General features: G+C 53.0%; 21 protein-coding genes, 3 tRNA genes, 1 pseudogene and 1 other annotated feature. Of the genes and pseudogenes, 22 read left to right on the forward strand and 3 right to left on the reverse strand.

Translation table 11 applies throughout. The features are described from left to right. Nucleotides 1-20: 20 nt before the first annotated feature. Nucleotides 21-506, reverse strand: a complete 486-nt coding sequence (locus BQ5462_RS06290) for a hypothetical protein (RefSeq protein ID WP_071142527.1) — start codon at nucleotides 504-506, stop codon at nucleotides 21-23. A gap of 355 nt (nucleotides 507-861) precedes the next feature. Here BQ5462_RS06290 and purE point away from each other — a divergent pair, with 355 nt between their 5' ends. The 11 genes from purE to BQ5462_RS06345 all read left to right on the forward strand — a co-directional run bounded on the left by purE (nucleotide 862) and on the right by BQ5462_RS06345 (nucleotide 10114). Next, the gene (purE, locus tag BQ5462_RS06295) at nucleotides 862-1365 is read left to right on the forward strand and encodes a 5-(carboxyamino)imidazole ribonucleotide mutase (protein WP_071142528.1); all 504 of its coding nucleotides are present in this window, start codon (nucleotides 862-864) and stop codon (nucleotides 1363-1365) included. A 15-nt stretch (nucleotides 1366-1380) separates the two neighbouring features. Then, nucleotides 1381-2823, forward strand: a complete 1443-nt coding sequence (gene purF, locus BQ5462_RS06300) for an amidophosphoribosyltransferase (RefSeq protein ID WP_071142529.1) — start codon at nucleotides 1381-1383, stop codon at nucleotides 2821-2823. 12 nt (nucleotides 2824-2835) lie between these two features. After that, nucleotides 2836-3891 (forward strand): phosphoribosylformylglycinamidine cyclo-ligase, encoded by a 1056-nt coding sequence (gene purM / locus BQ5462_RS06305; protein WP_071142530.1) that lies wholly within the window; start codon nucleotides 2836-2838, stop codon nucleotides 3889-3891. After that, a complete protein-coding gene (purN, locus tag BQ5462_RS06310) occupies nucleotides 3884-4495 on the forward strand; it encodes a phosphoribosylglycinamide formyltransferase (RefSeq protein WP_071142531.1) in 612 nt (203 codons plus the stop codon). Before purM ends, purN begins: the two co-directional genes overlap by 8 nt. A 23-nt stretch (nucleotides 4496-4518) precedes the next feature. Continuing rightward, nucleotides 4519-5121 (forward strand): hypothetical protein, encoded by a 603-nt coding sequence (locus tag BQ5462_RS06315; protein WP_071142532.1) that lies wholly within the window; start codon nucleotides 4519-4521, stop codon nucleotides 5119-5121. 12 nt (nucleotides 5122-5133) lie between these two features. Next, nucleotides 5134-6417, forward strand: a complete 1284-nt coding sequence (purD, locus tag BQ5462_RS06320) for a phosphoribosylamine--glycine ligase (protein ID WP_071142533.1) — start codon at nucleotides 5134-5136, stop codon at nucleotides 6415-6417. Between the two features lie 138 nt (nucleotides 6418-6555). After that, nucleotides 6556-8067, forward strand: a complete 1512-nt coding sequence (locus tag BQ5462_RS06325) for an IMP dehydrogenase (protein ID WP_071142534.1) — start codon at nucleotides 6556-6558, stop codon at nucleotides 8065-8067. Between the two features lie 131 nt (nucleotides 8068-8198). Further along, the gene (locus BQ5462_RS06330) at nucleotides 8199-8390 is read left to right on the forward strand and encodes a hypothetical protein (RefSeq protein WP_071142535.1); all 192 of its coding nucleotides are present in this window, start codon (nucleotides 8199-8201) and stop codon (nucleotides 8388-8390) included. A 60-nt stretch (nucleotides 8391-8450) separates the two neighbouring features. Beyond that, nucleotides 8451-8633 carry a hypothetical protein gene (locus tag BQ5462_RS06335; RefSeq protein ID WP_071142536.1) on the forward strand — a complete coding sequence of 61 codons (183 nt, stop codon included), beginning with the start codon at nucleotides 8451-8453 and terminating at the stop codon, nucleotides 8631-8633. Nucleotides 8634-9090: 457 nt separating this feature from the next. Beyond that, nucleotides 9091-9306 carry a helix-turn-helix domain-containing protein gene (locus BQ5462_RS06340; protein WP_083378093.1) on the forward strand — a complete coding sequence of 72 codons (216 nt, stop codon included), beginning with the start codon at nucleotides 9091-9093 and terminating at the stop codon, nucleotides 9304-9306. Nucleotides 9307-9901: 595 nt separating this feature from the next. Beyond that, nucleotides 9902-10114, forward strand: coding sequence for a hypothetical protein (locus BQ5462_RS06345; RefSeq protein WP_071142538.1), 213 nt, complete (start codon nucleotides 9902-9904; stop codon nucleotides 10112-10114). Between the two features lie 197 nt (nucleotides 10115-10311). Here the strand turns inward: BQ5462_RS06345 and BQ5462_RS06350 are convergent, their stop codons facing one another. Continuing rightward, nucleotides 10312-10656: a type II toxin-antitoxin system HicB family antitoxin gene (locus BQ5462_RS06350; RefSeq protein ID WP_071142539.1), complete on the reverse strand. Its 345-nt coding sequence runs from the start codon at nucleotides 10654-10656 to the stop codon at nucleotides 10312-10314. Further along, nucleotides 10653-10916: a type II toxin-antitoxin system HicA family toxin gene (locus tag BQ5462_RS06355; protein WP_083378151.1), complete on the reverse strand. Its 264-nt coding sequence runs from the start codon at nucleotides 10914-10916 to the stop codon at nucleotides 10653-10655. The genes BQ5462_RS06350 and BQ5462_RS06355 overlap by 4 nt, the downstream gene beginning before the upstream one ends. A gap of 325 nt (nucleotides 10917-11241) precedes the next feature. Then, nucleotides 11242-11435 (forward strand) — a binding site (T-box leader). Nucleotides 11436-11469: 34 nt separating this feature from the next. Between BQ5462_RS06355 and pheS the strand changes: the two genes are divergently transcribed. The 11 genes and pseudogenes from pheS (at nucleotide 11470) to BQ5462_RS11510 (ending at nucleotide 19547) form a co-directional block, all read left to right on the forward strand. After that, nucleotides 11470-12492 (forward strand): phenylalanine--tRNA ligase subunit alpha, encoded by a 1023-nt coding sequence (gene pheS / locus BQ5462_RS06360; RefSeq protein WP_071142540.1) that lies wholly within the window; start codon nucleotides 11470-11472, stop codon nucleotides 12490-12492. 17 nt (nucleotides 12493-12509) lie between these two features. Then, entirely contained in the window at nucleotides 12510-14948 is a 2439-nt protein-coding gene (gene pheT / locus BQ5462_RS06365) for a phenylalanine--tRNA ligase subunit beta (protein WP_071142541.1), read from the forward strand. A gap of 299 nt (nucleotides 14949-15247) precedes the next feature. Further along, nucleotides 15248-15439, forward strand: coding sequence for a ferredoxin (locus tag BQ5462_RS06370; protein ID WP_071142542.1), 192 nt, complete (start codon nucleotides 15248-15250; stop codon nucleotides 15437-15439). A gap of 73 nt (nucleotides 15440-15512) precedes the next feature. Continuing rightward, nucleotides 15513-15589: transfer RNA gene (locus BQ5462_RS06375), tRNA-Asp, on the forward strand. A gap of 2 nt (nucleotides 15590-15591) precedes the next feature. Next, a tRNA-Gly gene (locus BQ5462_RS06380) sits at nucleotides 15592-15666 on the forward strand. A gap of 1 nt (nucleotide 15667) precedes the next feature. Continuing rightward, nucleotides 15668-15741, forward strand: a tRNA-Trp gene (locus tag BQ5462_RS06385). Between the two features lie 231 nt (nucleotides 15742-15972). Next, the gene (locus BQ5462_RS06390) at nucleotides 15973-17082 is read left to right on the forward strand and encodes an ISL3 family transposase (RefSeq protein ID WP_071142543.1); all 1110 of its coding nucleotides are present in this window, start codon (nucleotides 15973-15975) and stop codon (nucleotides 17080-17082) included. A 109-nt stretch (nucleotides 17083-17191) separates the two neighbouring features. After that, on the forward strand, nucleotides 17192-18388 hold the full coding sequence (istA, locus tag BQ5462_RS06395; RefSeq protein ID WP_205407907.1) for an IS21 family transposase: 1197 nt from the start codon (nucleotides 17192-17194) through the stop codon (nucleotides 18386-18388). Next, nucleotides 18381-19184 carry an IS21-like element helper ATPase IstB gene (istB, locus tag BQ5462_RS06400; RefSeq protein WP_071141508.1) on the forward strand — a complete coding sequence of 268 codons (804 nt, stop codon included), beginning with the start codon at nucleotides 18381-18383 and terminating at the stop codon, nucleotides 19182-19184. Before istA ends, istB begins: the two co-directional genes overlap by 8 nt. 82 nt (nucleotides 19185-19266) lie before the next feature. Continuing rightward, nucleotides 19267-19377, forward strand: a pseudogene (locus BQ5462_RS10925) (transposase); the annotation flags it as partial. A 47-nt stretch (nucleotides 19378-19424) separates the two neighbouring features. Continuing rightward, complete coding sequence (locus tag BQ5462_RS11510) at nucleotides 19425-19547, forward strand: hypothetical protein (protein WP_268873072.1); 123 nt, start codon at nucleotides 19425-19427, stop codon at nucleotides 19545-19547. The last annotated feature ends 213 nt before the right edge of the window (nucleotides 19548-19760 follow it).

A 19760-nucleotide genomic window follows, 5' to 3' on the forward strand; every position in this document is an offset into this window, starting at 1 on the left:
CGACAGCCTTATTTTTTTGCTTATTTCTTTGTCTCCACCAGCCTTGCCATCCGGCTCTGTAACAGGTCGCCGGCGCTCAGGGTTTCCGGGGTCTTCCACCAGGCCAGGGAGTATCTGGGATTGTGCAGGAACCCGCTGCCCGCAGGCGAACCGATATCCACGGGCGTTACCCAGCTGAACAGGGTCAGATTGGGCTTGAACACAGGCAGGTTCGCGGGCAGTGTGGAAACGGTGCCCGTCATGGGCTGCACAATGGGACGCAGGGGAATGGGGTTCATCCGTACCGGGCGCATGCTCTGTACGGGGGCGTGTACGGGGGCCGTCATGGGAGTGGGAATGGTGCCCGGCTTTTGATAGTCGCCGATGGGCACTGTAGGACGGGGTACCGTCGCACCGATCCGTCCCGGTTTTGGCACATGGATGGCGCCTGCCGCCAGAGCCGATCCGCAGAAGGAAGCGACCGCCATCAGCGTCAGCAAAACTCGTGACCAGAAAGAATGTTTCATGGGTATCACCTCTTTTCTTTATTATAGCATAATTATTTAGTGAAGAGATACTTTGTCCTTCCCTGAAAGGGAAGGGGGACCAGCCAAGTGGCTGGTGGATGGGTCATAAACTGAGTGTATGATGTAAATTGGGGGTGAGACCCCCTACCCGCAAGCGGGGCCTTTCCCCCTTTCAGGGGGACACATCTTCCTACCGGCTGTCACATTCTCTGCGGTATCGAACAATAGTGTAACTTCTGTTATAAAAGTTCGATAAAACATTGACAGCGCACCGGTCCGTTGATAGAATAAAGGTATAACGATTATCGTGGTGATTTGGCTCTTCGGAGCTTGCAATTCTTGGAGGTGCGCACTTATGAAAGTAGCAATGATCATGGGAAGCAATTCGGATTGGCCGGTACTGGAACCTGCAGAAAAGGTGCTGAAAGAATTCGGCATTGAGGTGGAAGTTGTGGTGGCCAGCGCCCATCGTACGCCGGAACTGGTGAAGGAATTCGCCAGCGGTGCCCGGGACCGGGGTGTGGAAGCCATCATTGCAGCTGCCGGTGCTGCGGCTCATCTGGGCGGTGTGATCGCTGCCTATACCACCCTGCCGGTCATCGGTATTCCCATCAATGCTACTCCGCTGAACGGCATGGATTCCCTGCTGAGTTTCGTCCAGATGCCCTCCGGGATCCCTGTGGCCACCATGGCCATCAACGGAGCCAAGAACGCTGCCATCTTCGCTGTGGAAATCCTGGCCGGCAAGTATCCGGAACTGGTGACCAAACTGGCAGACTACAGAAAGAAGATGCAGGAAGAAGTCAAGGCAAAAGGAGAAAAGCTGGCCCAGGCCAGAGCTGCTGCTGCCAAAGCCTGAGAAACGGGAGGAACTATGGGGGACAACTTTTTCGCGGAAGACAAGCTGCATGAAGAATGCGGCGTCTTCGGGATCTATTCCAAGAACGATGATGTGGCTCTGAACACCTACTGGGGCCTGTTCGCACTGCAGCACCGGGGCCAGGAAAGCGCCGGCATCGCTGTGACTGACGGCAAGCACATGCATATCAAGAAGGGCATGGGCCTGGTGAACGATGTGTTCAAGGATGGGCTGAAAGGCCTGGACGGATACATTGCCTGCGGCCACGTCCGCTATTCCACCACAGGTGCCAGCATGAGCTACAATGTGCAGCCCCTGAAGGTGTATTATGACGGGGGCAATCTGGCCATGGCCCACAACGGCAATCTGACCAATGCCGCCCAGCTGCGGAAGGAACTGGCCGCAGACGGGGTGGTGTTCCAGACCACCATTGACAGTGAAGTGGTACCGACCCTGATCGCCCGCAGTCGCAAGAAGACCCTGCCCGAACGGGTGGCCGAAGCGGCGGATACCATTGAGGGTGCCTTTGCCATCCTGGTGATGAATGACAGCCAGCTGATCGCTTTCCGGGATCGGTACGGGTTCCGGCCCCTGTGCCTGGGACGCCTGGATCACGGCTGGGTGGTGGCCAGTGAAACCTGCGCCCTGGATCTGGTGGGGGCCCACTATGTACGGGATGTGAAACCCGGCGAAATGATCGTCATCGACGATCCGGATGCGGAACCCAGGAGCATCATGTACAGCACCCATACGCCGGTCCACCGTGCCCACTGCATCTTCGAATATGTCTATTTCGCCCGTCCCGATTCTATCATCGACGGAGAAAGTGTATACCAGGCCCGTCTGAACATGGGCCGCATCCTGGCCCGGGAAACCCGGGACATCAAGGCGGACATCGTGATCTCCGTGCCTGATTCCGGGACCCCGGCCGCCATCGGCTATGGCCTGGAAGCCGGCATCCCCTTTGTGGAAGGGCTGACCAAAAACAAATACATCGGCCGTACCTTCATCCAGCCTACCCAGAAACAGCGGCTGAATGCAGTGAAGCTGAAGCTGAACGTGAACCGCAGCCTGGTGGAAGGCAAATCAGTGGTCATGGTGGATGACTCTATTGTACGGGGCACCACCAGCGGAAAGATCGTCCAGCTGCTGCGGGATAACGGAGCCAGGGCGGTGCACGTGTGCATCAGCTCGCCTCCTGTGATGGATTCCTGCTATTACGGCATCGACACGTCCGAACGGAAGGAACTGATCGCCGCCAGCAGGACGGAAGAAGAAATCCGGCAGTACATCAAGGCCGACAGCCTCCATTACATCACCATGGAAGGCCTGCGCCAGAGCCTGTCCGTATTGAAACCTGACGATATGTGCTATGCCTGCTTCAATTCCAGATATCCGGATGGAGCAGATGAACTGATGAAAAAAGGGTCCAAGTTACAATTTGAAATGGGTTGCTAAGGAGGAAACAGCGTGAGCGAGAAAAAGGTCATTACGTATGCAGATGCAGGGGTTAACATCGATGCAGGCAACAAAGCCGTTGAACTGATGAAGGACAGTGTCCGGGCTACCTATCGTCCGGAAGTCATCGGGGATCTGGGGGGCTTCGGCGGCCTGTTCGCCCTGGGCAGCAAATACCAGGATCCGGTGCTGGTTTCCGGCACGGACGGTGTGGGCACCAAACTGAAGATTGCCTTTATGATGAACCGTCATGATACCATCGGCCAGGATGCAGTGGCCATGTGCGTAAACGATATCCTGGTACAGGGCGCGGAACCTCTGTTCTTCCTGGACTACATCGCCACTGCCAAGGTGGAATCCCAGAAGATTGCTGACATCGTCAAGGGCGTGGCAAATGCCTGCAAGGAAAGCGGGTGCGCCCTGATCGGCGGTGAAACGGCTGAAATGGCCGGCTTCTATGCGAAAGACGAATACGATATCGCCGGCTTCAGCGTGGGCGTGGTGGAACGGAGCAAGATGATCACCGGTGACAAGGTGAAGGCCGGCGACGTGCTGATCGGCCTGCCCTCCACAGGCGTACACTCTAACGGCTATTCCCTGGTGCGGAAGATCTGCTTCGAAGCACAGGGTATGACCGTGGACACCTATGTGCCGGAATTCGGCAAGACCCTGGGCGAAGAACTGCTGACACCCACCCGTCTGTATCCGAAGACCGTGCTGCCCATGATCCGCAACTTCGACCTCCACGGTCTGGTGCACATCACCGGCGGCGGTTTCTATGACAACATCCCCCGCATCCTGCCTGAAGACTGCGATGCTGAAGTGCATGCAGATGCCTGGGAAGTGCCTGTGGTCTTCAGAAAACTGCAGGAATGGGGCAATGTTCCCGATAAGGAAATGTACCGTACCTTCAACATGGGTGTAGGCATGGTGCTGGTGGTGGACGCCGGCGAAGCCGATGCCGTCCGCGCCTACCTGAAGGAACAGAACGAAACCTTCTACGAACTGGGTACTGTAATCCCCGGCACGAAGAAGACCGTAATGAAAGGCGGCGTGTTCGGTGACTAAGCGGAAAATCGGTGTACTGGTCAGCGGCCGGGGGAGCAATTTCCAGGCCGTGGCCGACAAGATCCAAAACGAAAATCTGCCCATCCAGATTGCCGTGGTGATTTCCGACAGCCTCGAGGCCTATGCCCTGGAGCGGGCAGAAAAAATGGGGATTCCCCATGTGGCCATCGCCCGGCAGGATTATCCCGACAAGGCATCCTTCGAAGCCGCTATCGACAAGCGGCTGCGGGACGCAGAAGTGGAACTGGTGGTACTGGCCGGCTTCATGCGCATCCTGAGCGCTGATTTCGTCAACAGCTGGTACCATAAGATCATTAACATCCATCCGGCCCTGCTGCCTTCTTTCACCGGGCTGGACGCCCAGGGCCAGGCCCTGAACTACGGCGTGAAAATCGCCGGCTGCACCGTTCACTTTGTGGATGCCGGGATGGATACGGGGCCCATCATCATGCAGGCGGCAGTACCCGTACTGGATGAAGATACCCACGATACCCTGGCTGCCCGGATCCTGGTGCAGGAACATACCATCCTGCCGGAAGTGGTGAAACTGTGGTCTGAAGACCGGCTGACCGTCAACGGCCGGAAAGTGAAAATCCGGAAATAATCCGGAATAAAGGAGAAAATCCCATGTTCAAAAATATCCGTAGAGCATTACTGAGTGTTTCCGATAAGACCGGCATTGTGAAGCTGGGCTATTTCCTGAACAACAACGGGGTGGAGATCATCTCCACCGGCGGCACCATGAAAGTGCTGCAGCAGGCCGGCGTGCCCTGCACCTACGTCAGTGACGTGACCGGGACCCCCGAAATGATGGACGGCCGGGTCAAGACCCTGAACCCGAAGATCCACGGCGGCATCCTGGCTGTACGCAGCAACCCCCAGCACATGGAAGACATGAAGAAGAACGGCATTGAGCCCATCGACCTGGTGGTGGTGAACCTGTACCCCTTCGAACAGACCATCGCCAAACCTGACGTGACCGAAGCCGAAGCCATCGAAAACATCGATATCGGCGGTCCTGCCATGGTACGTGCCTCTGCCAAGAATTTCCATGATGTGGTGATTATCACCAACCCGGATCGGTATGAAGACCTGATCCATATGCTGAAGGAAAAAGGCGATGTGGACCAGAAGACCCGGAAGATGCTGGCCCAGGAAGCCTTTGACCATACGGCCAAATACGATACGGCCATTGCAGCGTATCTGAAAAAACAGCTGGACGCAGAATAAGGGAGTGAGACCATGCAGGTACTGGTAATTGGCGGCGGCGGCCGGGAACATACCCTGGTATGGAAACTGGCCCAAAGCAAAAAGGTGACGAAACTGTACGCAGCCCCCGGCAATCCGGGGATGAAGGATCTGGCTGAATGCGTGGATCTGGACATCACCGATCTGAACGGCCTGGCCGACTGGGCGGAAAAGCACGCCATCGATCTGACGGTGGTGGGTCCGGAAGCGCCTCTGGTGGCCGGCATCGTGGATGTGTTCAAGGCCCGGGGCCTGACCATTTTCGGACCCTCTGCGAAAGCAGCGGAAATCGAAGGCTCCAAGATCTTCTCCAAGGAACTGATGCAGAAGTACGGGGTTCCCACTGCCTTCTTCAAGGTGTGTGACAACCTGGCCGATGCCCGGGCCTTCGTGGAAGAAAAAGGCGCTCCCATTGTGATCAAGGCCGACGGCCTGGCTGCCGGTAAAGGCGTAGTCGTGGCTATGACGAAGGACGAAGCCCTGGAAGCCCTGGATGAAATGATGGGGGATCACAAATTCGGGGCCGCCGGCAACCGGGTGGTCATCGAAGAGTTCATGGACGGGGAGGAAGCCTCCCTGCTGGCCTTCACCGATGGCAAGACCATCGTTCCCATGCTGGCCGCCCAGGATCACAAACGGGTGGACGATGGGGACCAGGGGCCCAACACCGGTGGCATGGGTGCATACTGCCCGGCTCCGGTGATGACCGATGCCCTGAAGGAAAAGACCGTCAAGACCGTACTGCGCCCCATCGTGGATGCCCTGGCGAAGGAGGGACGCCCCTACAGCGGGTGTCTGTATGCCGGACTCATGATCAAAGGCGACAGCGTGAAAGTGGTGGAATTCAACGCCCGGTTCGGGGATCCCGAAACCCAGGTGGTCCTGCCTCTTTTGAAGAGCGACCTGGCCGAGATCATGCTGGCCTGTGCCAACGGTACCCTGCGCCCTGATATGGTGGAATGGAGCCAAAAGGCTGCCGTGTGCGTGGTCATGGCCAGCGGCGGTTATCCGGCTTCCTATAAGAAGGGCCTGCCCATTACGGGCCTGAAAGCTGCCGGTGAAATGGAAGATGTTGTGGTGTTCCATGCCGGTACCCGGGAAGAAGATGGGAAGATCCTGACCAACGGAGGCCGCGTCCTGGGCGTGACCGCTGTGGCTGACGACATTCCGGCCGCCCAGCAGAAAGCCTATGACGCCGTGGAAAAGATCCACTTCGACGGGGCCCATTATCGCCAGGATATTGCCTGGAGAGCCCTGCGCCGACTGAAAGCAAAATAAGATCCTGTAACAACCGCAGCCCTTTTCCAGTCGCTGCGGTTTGTTTTTCATAAAGTTTTCCGTTTTCCAGAAAAAAGGTGTTGCTTTTGTGACAGACTGGTGCTAAAATGGAAAAAATATTTTAAAGGGGGATATACAATGGCTTTTATCTATGATGAACCTGCTCATACTTTCAGTGAGTATCTTTTAGTTCCTGGATATTCTTCCAGCGAATGCATTCCGGCAAACGTGAGTCTGAAGACTCCGCTGGTGAAATTCAAAAAGGGTGAAGAACCGGCCCTGACCTTGAATATTCCCCTGGTTTCCGCCATCATGCAATCCGTATCCGATGATAATATGGCCATTGCCCTGTCCCGGGAAGGCGGCATTTCCTTCATCTATGGTTCCCAGACCATCGAAAGCGAAGCTGCCATGGTGGCCCGCGTCAAGAGCTTCAAGGCAGGCTTTGTGGTCAGCGACTCCAACCTGCGTCCGGACAGCACCCTGGCCGATGTCCTGGCTCTGAAGGAAAAGACGGGCCACAGCACCATGGCTGTTACCAGCGATGGCAGCAAGAACGGCCATCTGGAAGGGATCGTTACCAGCCGTGACTACCGGATCAGCCGGATGAACATGGAAGACCAGGTCAAGAACTTTATGACCCCGGTTTCCGAAATGGTGGTGGGTACCAGCGATATCACCCTGAAACAAGCCAACGATATCATTTGGGACCACAAGCTGAACACCCTGCCCATCGTGGACAAGGACGGCAACCTGATGTACATGGTATTCCGGAAGGACTACTCCTCTCATAAACAGTATCCCCTGGAACTGCTGGACAACAAGAAACGCCACGTGGTAGGCGCCGGCATCAACACCCGTGACTATGAACAGCGGGTACCGGCTCTGGTGGAAGCCGGTGCCGATGTACTGTGCATCGACTCCTCCGAAGGCTACAGTGAATGGCAGAAACGGACCCTGAAATGGATCCGGGACAAATACGGTGATACCGTAAAAGTGGGCGCCGGCAACGTGGTTGACGCCGAAGGCTTCCGCTTCCTGGCTGAATGTGGTGCTGACTTCGTAAAGATCGGTATCGGCGGCGGCTCCATCTGCATCACCCGTGAACAGAAAGGAATCGGCCGCGGCCAGGCTACTGCTGTGATCGAAGTGGCCAAAGCCCGTGACGAATACTACAAGGAAACCGGTATCTATGTGCCCATCTGCTCCGACGGTGGTATCGTATATGACTACCATATGACCCTGGCACTGGCCATGGGCGCAGATTTCATGATGCTGGGCCGTTACTTCGCCCGGTTCGATGAATCCCCCACCAACAAGGTGAACATTAACGGCACCTACATGAAGGAATACTGGGGTGAAGGTTCTGCTCGTGCCCGTAACTGGCAGCGGTATGACCTGGGCGGCGACAAGAAACTGTCCTTTGAAGAAGGGGTGGATTCTTACGTGCCCTACGCCGGCAGCCTGAAAGACAACGTGAACCTGACCATTTCCAAGATCCGGTCCACCATGTGCAACTGCGGTGCCCTGACCATTCCGGAACTGCAGAAGAAAGCCAAACTGACCCTGGTATCTGCTACCAGCCTGGTAGAAGGCGGGGCTCACGACGTGGTGCTGAAAGAAAATACTTCTTCCAACTACCCGAAATAATGTTTGTTTAACACGAAACCCCGCAGAAATGCGGGGTTTTTGTTATAACGGCAGAAATGCGGAAATGACAGTCAATTTATTTTGAAATACTTCGAAGAATATCGTAAAATTATTAAAAAGGGGGTGTGAGTATGAACGGAATGTCTGCACGATACCATACTTGTATGGACTGGATGGATGACGACAATTGGTATGTCATTGATAAAAAACATGATCGATTCATTCTCACGGATAAAGCTCCTGAACATGCACGCGAGAGCTTCGAATTGTATAAAAAGATCAATGATTTTGATTGGAATGATCCGCCTGTACATGTTGAATAACTGATAGCACCTAGCAGAAATGCCTGGTGCTTTTTTCATGCCCGAAACGAGGTGATGAATATGGCTACTACTTATCTAGAACCTGCCGCAGTCATTGCGGAAATCCAGAGTAACGTGACAACCATCCGGGGGAAACCTGCGGATGACAAGCTGGCCCTGTATGCCAAGTATTTCGTGGCTGAGGTGCTGGACTACTGCAACCGGGACGACTTTCCCCCAGGCCCTGTGCATGACCGGGGCTGACGTGGTGGGCCGATGGCTGGACGACATGGAGAACGGTGGCCGCAGGGCTCTTACTTGCCTGGGCCGCAAAATGAAGAAAACCCGTAGAGTCAGGAAATACCTGGCTTTACGGGCTATTTTTTGCTTAACTTTATACCGTATATACGGTATAACATAACCATAGAAAGGAGATGAGAGGATGGACTTATTAAAAAAGGCCGCAGTGGTTTTTACAGGAATTGGATTGATTTTGACAGGTCTCTACCAAATCCTGAAAAACATCTTCGGCCAGTAGCTGAGGGGGGGGAGGCAACTCCTCCCCTCACTTACTATAAGTCTATCAAAACATCATGAAAAAATCAATTTGGCACTGTGCTTTACTTGGCTTGGGCTGTTTGGCACTGGTTAACGGTCAACCGATTGTGGGCGTCGTTTTAGTAGCCGCTGGTAGCCTTCTGCTTTTTAAGGAGGGGAGATAATGCTGCATGATGTGATGACATTGGAAGAGGCGGCTGAGCGGTGGAACAAGTTGACGGATTCACTTCGTCAGGCCTGCATCAGCCGCCAGGGGCGGCCTCCACGTTTCCAAATCGGTGTCGAAGCGGCTCAGTCAAAAAGGATTTGGCTGGTAACAAAATCCGGCATGGAGCGTCTTTACGGACCGGCAGACGGCAAAAAAACGGCAAAAATTTAATGGAAACGCTGATAAACAACGGAAAATTTTCCGTTCGTTGAAGAGTGGCCACCAAGAAATAAAGCCGTTTCCGGAAAATATAGGAAAATCCTTCCTGGAGAAAAGGAGGCCGGCTATGCCGGCCTCTGGTGAACCCCTGCAGGGAGAACATACAAACAAATCAGATTAATCAAAAACATGTGCTTATTTTATAATACGCAAAGGTGCTGCGACGTACGGTAGGCAGGATGTTTTGAAAAAGCAAGATGGGTGCATTGGTATATGGAACTGGTGGCCTGGAATCCTCAAATCCGTTCTAATTGTCCATTTTTTTACCCTGTCGATTTGCTATAATGAAAACTGAGAGAAAAAGTTTTGAACAGGAGCTGATGATGTGAAACGGGAAATCTTGCTTGGCATTCTGATGGTTTCGTGTATTGTCGGAAACTGGGGGCGCTGGAGTCCTTTGGGGATCGTTGCGACGGGTTGCAGCATTGTGGCTTTTTGTATGGAGCTGAAGAAGTAAAACACGATAAACCTTATCCTGGAGATCATGGCATCCAGTATGAGCCGGCTCAATCAGAACATCATATACCTGGGGGGGAGGTAAACTGTCATGATGGAGAAGACCTATAAAATCATAGATGATTTTCCCGTCAAAACTATGAGAGCCCTTGTGCTGGATAGGGAGTATGAATTTGGTGATTGTGAATATGCGGAAATCGACGGTAAAAAATACCATTTTACGCTGAATTATGGCTTTCGCACGATTCTCCTGCCCGATATGGCAAACGTGAGCTTCAAGGGTAAAATCGTTTCATTTGTTTAACGATGGGATGATTGATAAGTGCAGGCGGGTCGATCATGGCAATCGGCTCCCTACGGATTGCAGTCGAACATCCGATTTCAGTCGTCCAAACTACTTTGTTTGCGTAGGGGCGTGCCAGCGGCGCGCCCGCCCTCGAACACCGATAGTGCGGACCGTAACGTCGTGAGAGTGCGACCGAATGTGACTTTGCTCCTTCTCTATTTCGCCTTTTTATCCAAATAGGCATCGATGGCTTCAGCCACAAACTGATTCATGGTAACTCCCTCGGCAGCGGCTGCAAAGGCGGCCTTGCGATGGGTTTCCGGCCGGATCCGCACATTGAATACTCCTTTATATTCTTTTTCCGGCGCCTTGCCGCACTGCTTGCAATACTCCAGGTAATTTTCGATGCAATCATGGAAAGCCTGGATCAATTCTTTTACGGAAGCTCCGTGAAAGTTCAGAGAATCATTGATACCCAGCACATGACCTACAAAAATTTCATCTTCCGGGTCGAATTCGATTTTCGCCCGATACCCTTTATACGACATCAGAGAATTCATTTTTCCACCTCCCCAATAGAAATCAGGAATTTCACGACCATTTTAACCTGATAGCGATACAGTTCATTTCCCGGATGGGGTCCATCGAACTGGAGAATCCGCTTGGTCTTTTCATGATAGTAGCCGATTCCTGAACCTCGCCCTCCTGTAAATTTCTTGCAACCGCACTGGCCCATTAAGGTGTCCAGTTCTCGAGTTGTAAATGCAGTGGGTGTGGGTTTGGCCATCAATTTCCGTAGCAAAACAGCTTTCTTTGTCACAAGATCACCTGCCTGTTTTGTAACTATTTTATAGTTACAGTATATCAAAAAGAAGGGATAAAGGCAAATGGAGAATAGCGTAGGGGCTTCCCGCAGGGAATGTCCTTCTGTGGCCGAGAAACCGCTCCTTATCCCGGTGATCATGGAATCCAGTATGAATTCGGTGATTGTGAATAGGCGGAAATCGACGGTAAAAAATACCATCGGCCCGTGGCTCGTGGCTCCAGGCTCGTGGCCCCTGTCATCGCTGTTTTCCGACAAGCAGTGTAAAACCCGGCCCTTGCAGGCTTCCGTTCGTTATGCTATACTAAATACATTAATTCCATACCTTGCGATGAGCAGGAGAGTAGTCTTTTCTCGTAGGCCCAGAGAACCGGGGACAGGTGGGAGCCCGGCGCGAAAGGAAGAGATGAAGTTCACCTGGGAGCAATCGGACTGAACGGAGTAGGTCCGGCGCTGGCTGCGTTATCGGCTGCAAGAGTAGAAAATAGGGTGGTACCGCGAACCTTCGCCCCTTGTGGGGCGGAGGTTTTATTTTTTAGGAGGCGTGAACATGAGCGACAAACTGCAGGAACTGCGGGAAAAGATCCAGAAGGATCTCAGCGAAGTCAAAAGTGTAGACGATTTGAAGAATATCCGGGTACAATACCTGGGCAAGAAGGGGGCCCTGACTGCCATCCTGCGCAGCCTGGGCGATGTGGCTGCGGAAGAACGGCCCAAAATCGGCAAAATGGTCAACGAAGTGCGGGCCAAAGTGGAGGCCCGGATCAACGACCAGATGAAGCTGCTGGAAGCCCGCCAGATGGAAGAGAAACTGGCCAGCGAAACGGTAGACTTCACCCTGCCCGGCCGCAAACCGGCCCTGGGCCATCTGCATCCTGTGACCCAGACCCTGCGGGACATCAAGAAAGTGTTCATGCGCATGGGATTCGAAGTGGAAGAAGGACCTGAAATCGAAACGGATTACTTCAACTTTGAAGCCCTGAACCTGCCGAAGGACCATCCGGCCCGTGACATGCAGGATACGTTCTACATCACTGACGACATCCTGCTACGGACCCAGACTTCCGGCGTACAGGCCCGGACCATGCAGAGCCGGCTCCCCAATACCCCCATCCGCATGATCTGCCCGGGGACCGTATACCGGAACGACTATGATGCAACCCACTCTCCCATGTTCCATCAGGTGGAAGGCCTGGTAGTGGACAAGGACATCTCCCTGGCTGACCTGAAAGGCACCCTGGAACTGTTCTGCAAGGAGATGTTCGGGGACAGCGTGAAGATCCGCCTGCGCCCCAGTTTCTTCCCCTTCACGGAACCTTCCTGCGAAGTGGATATCAGCTGCGTCATGTGCGGCGGCAAGGGCTGCCGGGTATGCAAGAATTCCGGCTGGCTGGAAATCCTGGGCGCCGGTATGGTGCATCCCAACGTGCTGCGCATGAGCGGCTATGATCCCGACAAGATGAAGGGCTTTGCCTTCGGGATGGGCGTGGAACGGATCGCCATGCTGCGCTACGGCATCGACGACCTGCGTCTGTTCTTCGAAAACGATCTGCGGTTCATCCGTCAATTCTGAGTGGGAGGCAAGGAACAATGTTAGCATCGATCAATTGGTTGAAACAATATGTAGATATCCCGGTCACTCCGGAAGTGTTGGCGGACAAGCTGACCCGGGTGGGCCTGGAAGTGGAACAGGTGATCCATCTGGGCGAAGGCCTGGAAGGGGTCATCACCGGCAAGGTGGCTTCCATTGAACGCCATCCGGATTCCGATCATCTGTGGGTCTGCCAGATGGACCTGGGGAAGGGTGAACTGACCCAGATCCTCACTGGGGCCCAGAACGTGCACCAGGGGGATAAGGTCCCTGTAGCTGTGGTGGGTTCCCACCTGCCCAATGGCATGACCCTGAAGGCGGCCAAGATGCGGGGCCTGGATTCCAACGGCATGCTGTGCAGCGCCGGGGAACTGGGCATCGATTCCAAACTGCTGCTGCCCGAACAGCGGGACGGCATCTTCATCCTGCCGCCGGATACCTCCATCGGCGTGGATGTGAAGGACCTGCTGGGGTTGAATGATGTGGTGCTGGATATCGATTTGACCGCCAACCGCAGCGACTGCTTCAACATGCTGGGCCTGGCCCGGGAAACGGCTGCCGTATTGAACCAGGAATTGCGTCTGCCCGCTCTGGACACGAAAGATGCCGCCGGCGGCAACGTGGCTGAAAACGCCAAGGTGGAAATCCAGTGCAAAGACCTGTGCACCCGGTTTGCCCTGCGCATGGTGAAGAACATCCAGGTCACCGAATCTCCGGAATGGATGCAGAAACTGCTGCGGGCCGTGAACATCCGTCCCATCAACAACGTGGTGGACGTAACCAACTATGTGATGATGGAACTGGGCCAGCCCATGCATGCCTATGATTACGATACCGTCAAGGACCACACCTGGATCGTCCGCCGGGCTGAAGAAGGGGAGACCCTGGTGACCCTGGACGGCCAGAAACGGGATCTGACTCCCAACATGATCGTCATTGCCGATCCGGAAAAAGCCATCGGTCTGGGCGGTGTCATGGGCGGCCTGGCCACCGAAGTCACCGGTAAGACCGTGAACGTTATGCTGGAAGCCGCCACCTTCTACGGACCCAGCATCCGTCACACCTCCAAGGACCTGGGGCTGCGCAGTGAAGCTTCCCAGCGGTTCGAACGGGGGGTGGATACCATCCGTGACCACGATGCCCTGAACCGGGCCGTCCATCTGCTGGAAGAAATGGGCGCCTGCGAAGCCGTTTCCGGCGTGGTGGAAGATTACCCGGTTCCCCAGGAACCGGTCCAGATCAAGGCTGTGCCGGAAGCCCTGCGCCGCCGTATCGGCACCGAAGAAATCACCGACCAGCAGATGCGGACCATCCTGGAGAGATTGAACTTCACCGTGGCCGACCAGGCTGACGGCAGCTGGCTGGTGACCGTTCCCACCTGGCGGAATGACTGCTCCTGCGATGCGGACCTTTCCGAAGAAGTGGCCCGGATGTACGGCTATGACAAGATTCCGTCCACCCTGCCCCAGCTGGATATGGCCCGGGGCGGACAGGCTCCCATTGAAGATGTGAAGGACAAGGTGCGGGATACCTTGACCGGCATCGGCCTGGACGAAGTGATGACCTATACCTTCATCAACGCCAATGATTTCGACAAACTGGGGCTGCCTGCAGAAGACAGCCGCCGGCAGGCCATCCAGGTGATCAATCCCATCAGCGACGACTTCAAGACCATGCGCACCACCCTGGTGCCCAGCCTGCTGAACACCGCTGCCTATAACCAGGCCCGGCAGACCGAACGGATCGCCCTGTTCGAACTGGGACGGGTGTTCCTGCCCAAAGCACTGCCTCTGACCGAACAACCGGCGGAAAAGACCCGGCTGTGCATCGTGCTCTCCGGCAAACGGAACGAACTGAACTGGACCGAAAGCAAGGACGCAGTGGACTTCTTTGACCTGAAGGGTGCCCTGGAACAGGTGCTGGAAGCCCTGCAGGCCACAGATGTCACCTATGCCGCACCGAAGGAAGTATTCCTGCACCCCGGCAAGAGCTGCACCGTGCTCCATCATGGCAGGGAAGTGGGTTTCATGGGAGCCCTGCATCCCCAGGTCCAGGAACGGTTCAGCCTGAGCGCCGAAACCTACGTACTGGAAGTGGATCTGAGCAGCTTCGTGGAAGGAGCCGAGAAAGTGCCGCAATTCACCCACATTCCCCAGTTCCCCAGCACCAGCCGGGATATCGCCGTGGTGGTGCCCAAGAGCGTCAGCGCCGTGGACCTGATGGCCGAGATCCGTACCCAGGCCGGCCCGTTGCTGAAAGACGTGCGCCTGTTCGATGTCTATGCCGGCAAACAGGTAAAACACGGCTGCAAGAGCGTGGCCTTCAGTCTGACTTTCCAGGATCTGGAACGGACATTGAAGGACAAGGAAATCAACGACATCATCAATCAGGTGGTGAAGAAAGTCCAGGAAAAATTCGAAGCAGAGCTGAGAGAGTAAAGGAAGAAGGGGATGTTGCACGTTCTGTGCAACATCCCCTTCTTGGTTCTTTTGAAAACCACGCCATAGTGGCGTGGTTCCGGAAAGCTTATAGCCATGAAAAAGACTCCTAATGTAGTACGATGCAATTGACCTGTCAGTCATGCAAAGTAAAACATAGTGACTGAATGAATTTTTTGCAGAATGTTGTCATACCAACTGTCTGCATTTCCCCTTTGCCCTATACTGGAGCCAGAAAGAGCAAGAGAGACGGTCAACGAGACCGGCTCCTGGCTCCAGTAAAAAGGGGAGTGGGAAATATGAAATTCAAAGTCAATGAAACTTGTATCGGTTGTGGTTTGTGTGAAGGGACTTGCCCGGCAGTGTTCCATATGACGGATGCTGGCCAGGCAGAAGCCATTCCGGATGCTGTGCCTGCAGAGGAAGAAGCCAATGCAGTGGCTGCCATGGAAGGCTGCCCAGTAGGTGCCATTGAAAAGGTAGAAGATTAAAAATCCCCTTGACAATCTGGCAGATGTATCGTATACTAAACAAGTCGACAGCGCTGGAAGGCGTTGAGGCAATGGCCCAGTAGTTCAGTTGGTTAGAATGCCGCCCTGTCACGGCGGAGATCGTCGGTTCGAGTCCGTCCTGGGTCGCCAATGCGGAAGTAGCTCAGTGGTAGAGCATCACCTTGCCAAGGTGGGGGTCGCGAGTTCGAATCTCGTTTTCCGCTCCATAGGAGTATAGTTCAATGGTAGAGCAACGGTCTCCAAAACCGTCGATCTGGGTTCGAATCCTAGTACTCCTGCCATAGACTTGTAAGGGAATCCTGTAGAGGATTCCCTTTTTAGTATGTTCGAGCGGGGATTCAGCAGAACCATTTTATGGTTCTGCTTTTTTATTGCCAGAATAGGTTCTATAATAAATGTTGGGGTCTTGTGGACACTCCTGTTCACAAGACCCCTTGTCTTACGATAAAATAAAGACATATCTAAGCTACATTTCACCTCAACCACCACGAAGAACTGAAAGGAGAATAGATATGTCTTTCTTTCATTTTATCGAAAAAAGCTTCCATTGGGAAGAGGGTTCCATAAAAGAATTTGAAAAATTGGGATCCAGCCTCCTCCTTTACGTGGAATTCACTTCTACAGCTTCTCGTTGCCCCTACTGTCATCATAAAATTCTTCATATTAAGGACTATCGGGACCAAAAAGTCCTCTTAGGGCACTGGAACACCCATCCTGTTTCTGCTATTGTTCATAAAAGAAGATTTTTTTGCCCTTGCTGCCATAAGACATTTTATGAAAAAATTCCTGGCGTCGAGCATTACCAGCGGCGTTCTAACGATGTAAAGAACAGCATCATCCAAGCCTGTTCTGAACTGGCGAGCTTTAAAGCCATTGCCAGAAGCCATGGTGTCTCTGTTTCCACCGTAATCCGGTATTTTGATGGACTTACTTTTAAACGGCCTCTCCATCTGCCTGAAGTTCTTTCTTTAGACGAATTTCGTGGGAACGCTCATGGGCAAAGATACCAGGTCGCTGTGAATGACCCTCAGCGTCATGAAACTCTCGATATTTTGCCAAAGAGGACAGCGCTGGAATTGATTCGTTATTTTAGCCAATTTTCAAGAGCAGAGCGATTGAAAGTAAAATTTGTCGTAATGGACCTTTCGTCACTTTTCCGCAAGGTCATCAGAGCGATGTTTCCTGGTGCAACAATTATTGGTGACCGATTCCACATACAGAGACTGGTCATTTGGGCGCTTGAACGGGTTAGGAAAAATGTACAAAAGTTATTCGACGAAAAAAGAATTTATTTCAAGAGAAACAAACATATCTTGAACAAGAGGGGTGATCGTCTGACAGAAGAAGAACTGGCCAGCCTTCGGGAAATCTTGAAGCAGTCTTCAGAATTACAGAGAGCCTATGCCTTAAAAGAGGCATTCTTTAAGGTATTTTCTATGAAAGAACGGTCTGCTATTGCTTCATTCTTATCTCGTTGGTTATCATTAGTCGAAGAAAGTGGGGTTGAAGAATTCAAGAGTGTTATAAAGACGTTCACTGATTGGAAGACAGAGATTTTGGAAGGATTGAGTCAAGCGTATTCGAATGGTTTTACGGAAGTGTTAAGGCCGGACTATAATTGACCTAAAGGGCCGGAAAAAAATGACCCACCTCATACCAAAGTGGATTACCATAATAATAAGCGACCAAACTTGTTAGGAGGTAGTCCAAATGATAGGAAGTGGGCTTATTATGATAATACGCGATAGTGCAAGAAAAGGCAAGAGCGCATATGCTATCGGTAAAGAGCAGAATATTTCCAAGAATACGGCCAAGAAGTATATGCAAGTGGCTACTCTGCCGGAGCAACCTCATAAGCGCGGTTCCATTCTGGATCCCTTTAAGCCGCAGGTCAACCAGATGATGCACGATGGCATATTCAACTGCGTCGTCATCCTGGAGACCTTGCAACAGATGGGTTACACCGGTGGGAAGACCATCATCAAGGATTATGTCCACGTTTTTCGTCCGCCAAAGACCATCCCGGCTGTGCCACGGTATGAAACCGAGCCCGGCAGACAAGCCCAGATGGATTGGGGAATCTGCCAATATTTGGGCACAGATGGCGAATTCCATAAAGTTCCGGCTTTCGTCATGACCCTGGGATACTCCAGGGCCAGGTACGTGGAATTCACAAAGCGGTGTGACCTCAAAAGCCTGGAACGCTGCATCCTGAACGCTTTCGAATATTTCGGCGGAGTTCCTGATGTTGTGCTGACAGACAACATGAAGACAGTTGTCCTGAAACACGAGGCCGGTAAGACCATCTTCCTTCCCGCTTTCGAAAGTTTCTGTGCCGATATGGGCTTCAAGCCTTCCACCTGTAAGGTACGCCGGCCTCAGACGAAAGGGAAGGTGGAACGTTCTGTCCGTTATCTCAAGGAGAATTTCCTGCCTGGAAGACGTTTCACCAATCTGTACGACCTGAACCGTCAGGCTCTTCAATGGTGCCAGCATGTGAACGGCAAGAAGCATGGGACTACAGGGAAAATCCCTCTGCAGGAATTGGCGGCCGAGCATTTGAACCCGCTCCCGCCTCAGGAACTGCGTAACCGTTACCGCTGGGAAGATCGGCGGATTTCCAAAGATGGATTCGTCAGTTTCGATGGTCATCTCTATGGTATAGATTGGCATTACAGCGGCAGAGAAGCCCGGGTCCGGCTGTACCAGAACCATGTACAGGTATTCGTAGATAACCTTCCTGTGGCAGATATACCGCTCTCTGAAGTAAAGGGATATTATGTTCCGCAGCAGGCGCAATACAGCGGATTGGAGGCAAAGGAAGGCATTGCTTACCCTCGAACGGCAGGAATCCAGATGAAAGAGGATGTGGTGAAACGACCTCTAGCCCTTTACGACAGGCTGATGGAGGTGGTATCCAATGCTTGAAGTGGAGCATGCCAGGCAGCTCCTGGCTGAATTCAATATGCCGGAGGCAGCCTGCCAGCTGGATGCCCTTCTGGAAACGGCCGCTGCAAAAGACTCGACTTTTATTTCGTTTCTCGACCAGCTCCTGAGCTTTCAACAGAAGGAACGAACTGAGAAAGCCATCCGGAAAAGGATGAAAGCTGCGCGGATCCCGGCCGTGAAGACCCTGGAGGAATTCGATTTTTCGTTCCAGCCCAGCCTGAATCCGAAACAGCTCCAGGAACTGCGTACACTTGCTTTTGTGGAACGAGGTGAAAATCTGATCCTGCTGGGCCCGCCGGGGGTCGGCAAGACGCACCTGGCCACCGCGTTTGCGGTAGAAACCCTGCACCACGGCAAAACCGCATACTTCATTACGCTAGCCCATCTTATTGAAGATCTGGAAAAGCGTCGGGAAAAAAGGCTGTTGTCCAGGCGCTGCAAATTTTACGCCCGGCCAGATGTCCTGGTGATAGATGAAGTTGGCTATATGCAGCTGAGCCGGCAGCAGGCAGAATTGCTGTTCCAGATTGTCTGTGCCCGCTACGAGCGGGGCACCATAATTATGACCAGCAACAAGTATTTCAGTGACTGGGGTGAACTCATGAGCGATTCAGTGATTGCGACTGCTATCCTGGACCGATTGCTGTACCATGCTCATGTGATAAATATTAGAGGTGAGAGTTACCGGCTGAAAGATCGTCTGCGTGCAGGTTTGAATCCGGCCGTCCCCCAGCCCGGCCTTGGGAAAACCGGCTTTAAGGACTTCCGGCCCTAAGGCAGAAAAAGCATTGAATTTACCGTTTTATTGGGTCACTTTTAACCGGCCAAATGGGTCAAATTGAACCCGGCCTTGACAGGAAGGAATGAACAATAAGATTAAGGTGTTAAAGAGAGTAGCATTTGGTTTTCGCAACTTTGAACGATTCCGTTCTCGGATTTTACTGCTTTCGATGGTGAAATTAAAATAAAAACAGACGTGAGCAAAAATCGCTCACGTCCGTGTGTGGTAGATGAATTGGATCTTACCCCAACATTTGACAAAGAACCGGAAAAGATCCCTATGGAGACCATTGCCCGCATCACGAAAGTATCGGTGGAGCAGATCCGGGAACTGGGAAAATTGAATGGAGTGTTGTAAAGAAAGCAGGGCTGCGGCCCTGCTTTCTTTATGCAGCTTGCGATTGCGGGCCGACCAGAAGGACGGCTCCTACGGCGTTGAAGGTCACCAAGTAAGATAACAGTCGTACAGTAGATCTTATCCTTTCCTTTTCTTAGGCTGCACTAAATTATTTTATTTAATCTCTTTATCCTATCCTTACCTGCGTCACCCAAAGCGACATACCAGAAAGCC

Source organism: Acidaminococcus timonensis (genome assembly GCF_900106585.1).
Classification (GTDB): Bacteria; Bacillota; Negativicutes; order Acidaminococcales; family Acidaminococcaceae; genus Acidaminococcus; species Acidaminococcus timonensis.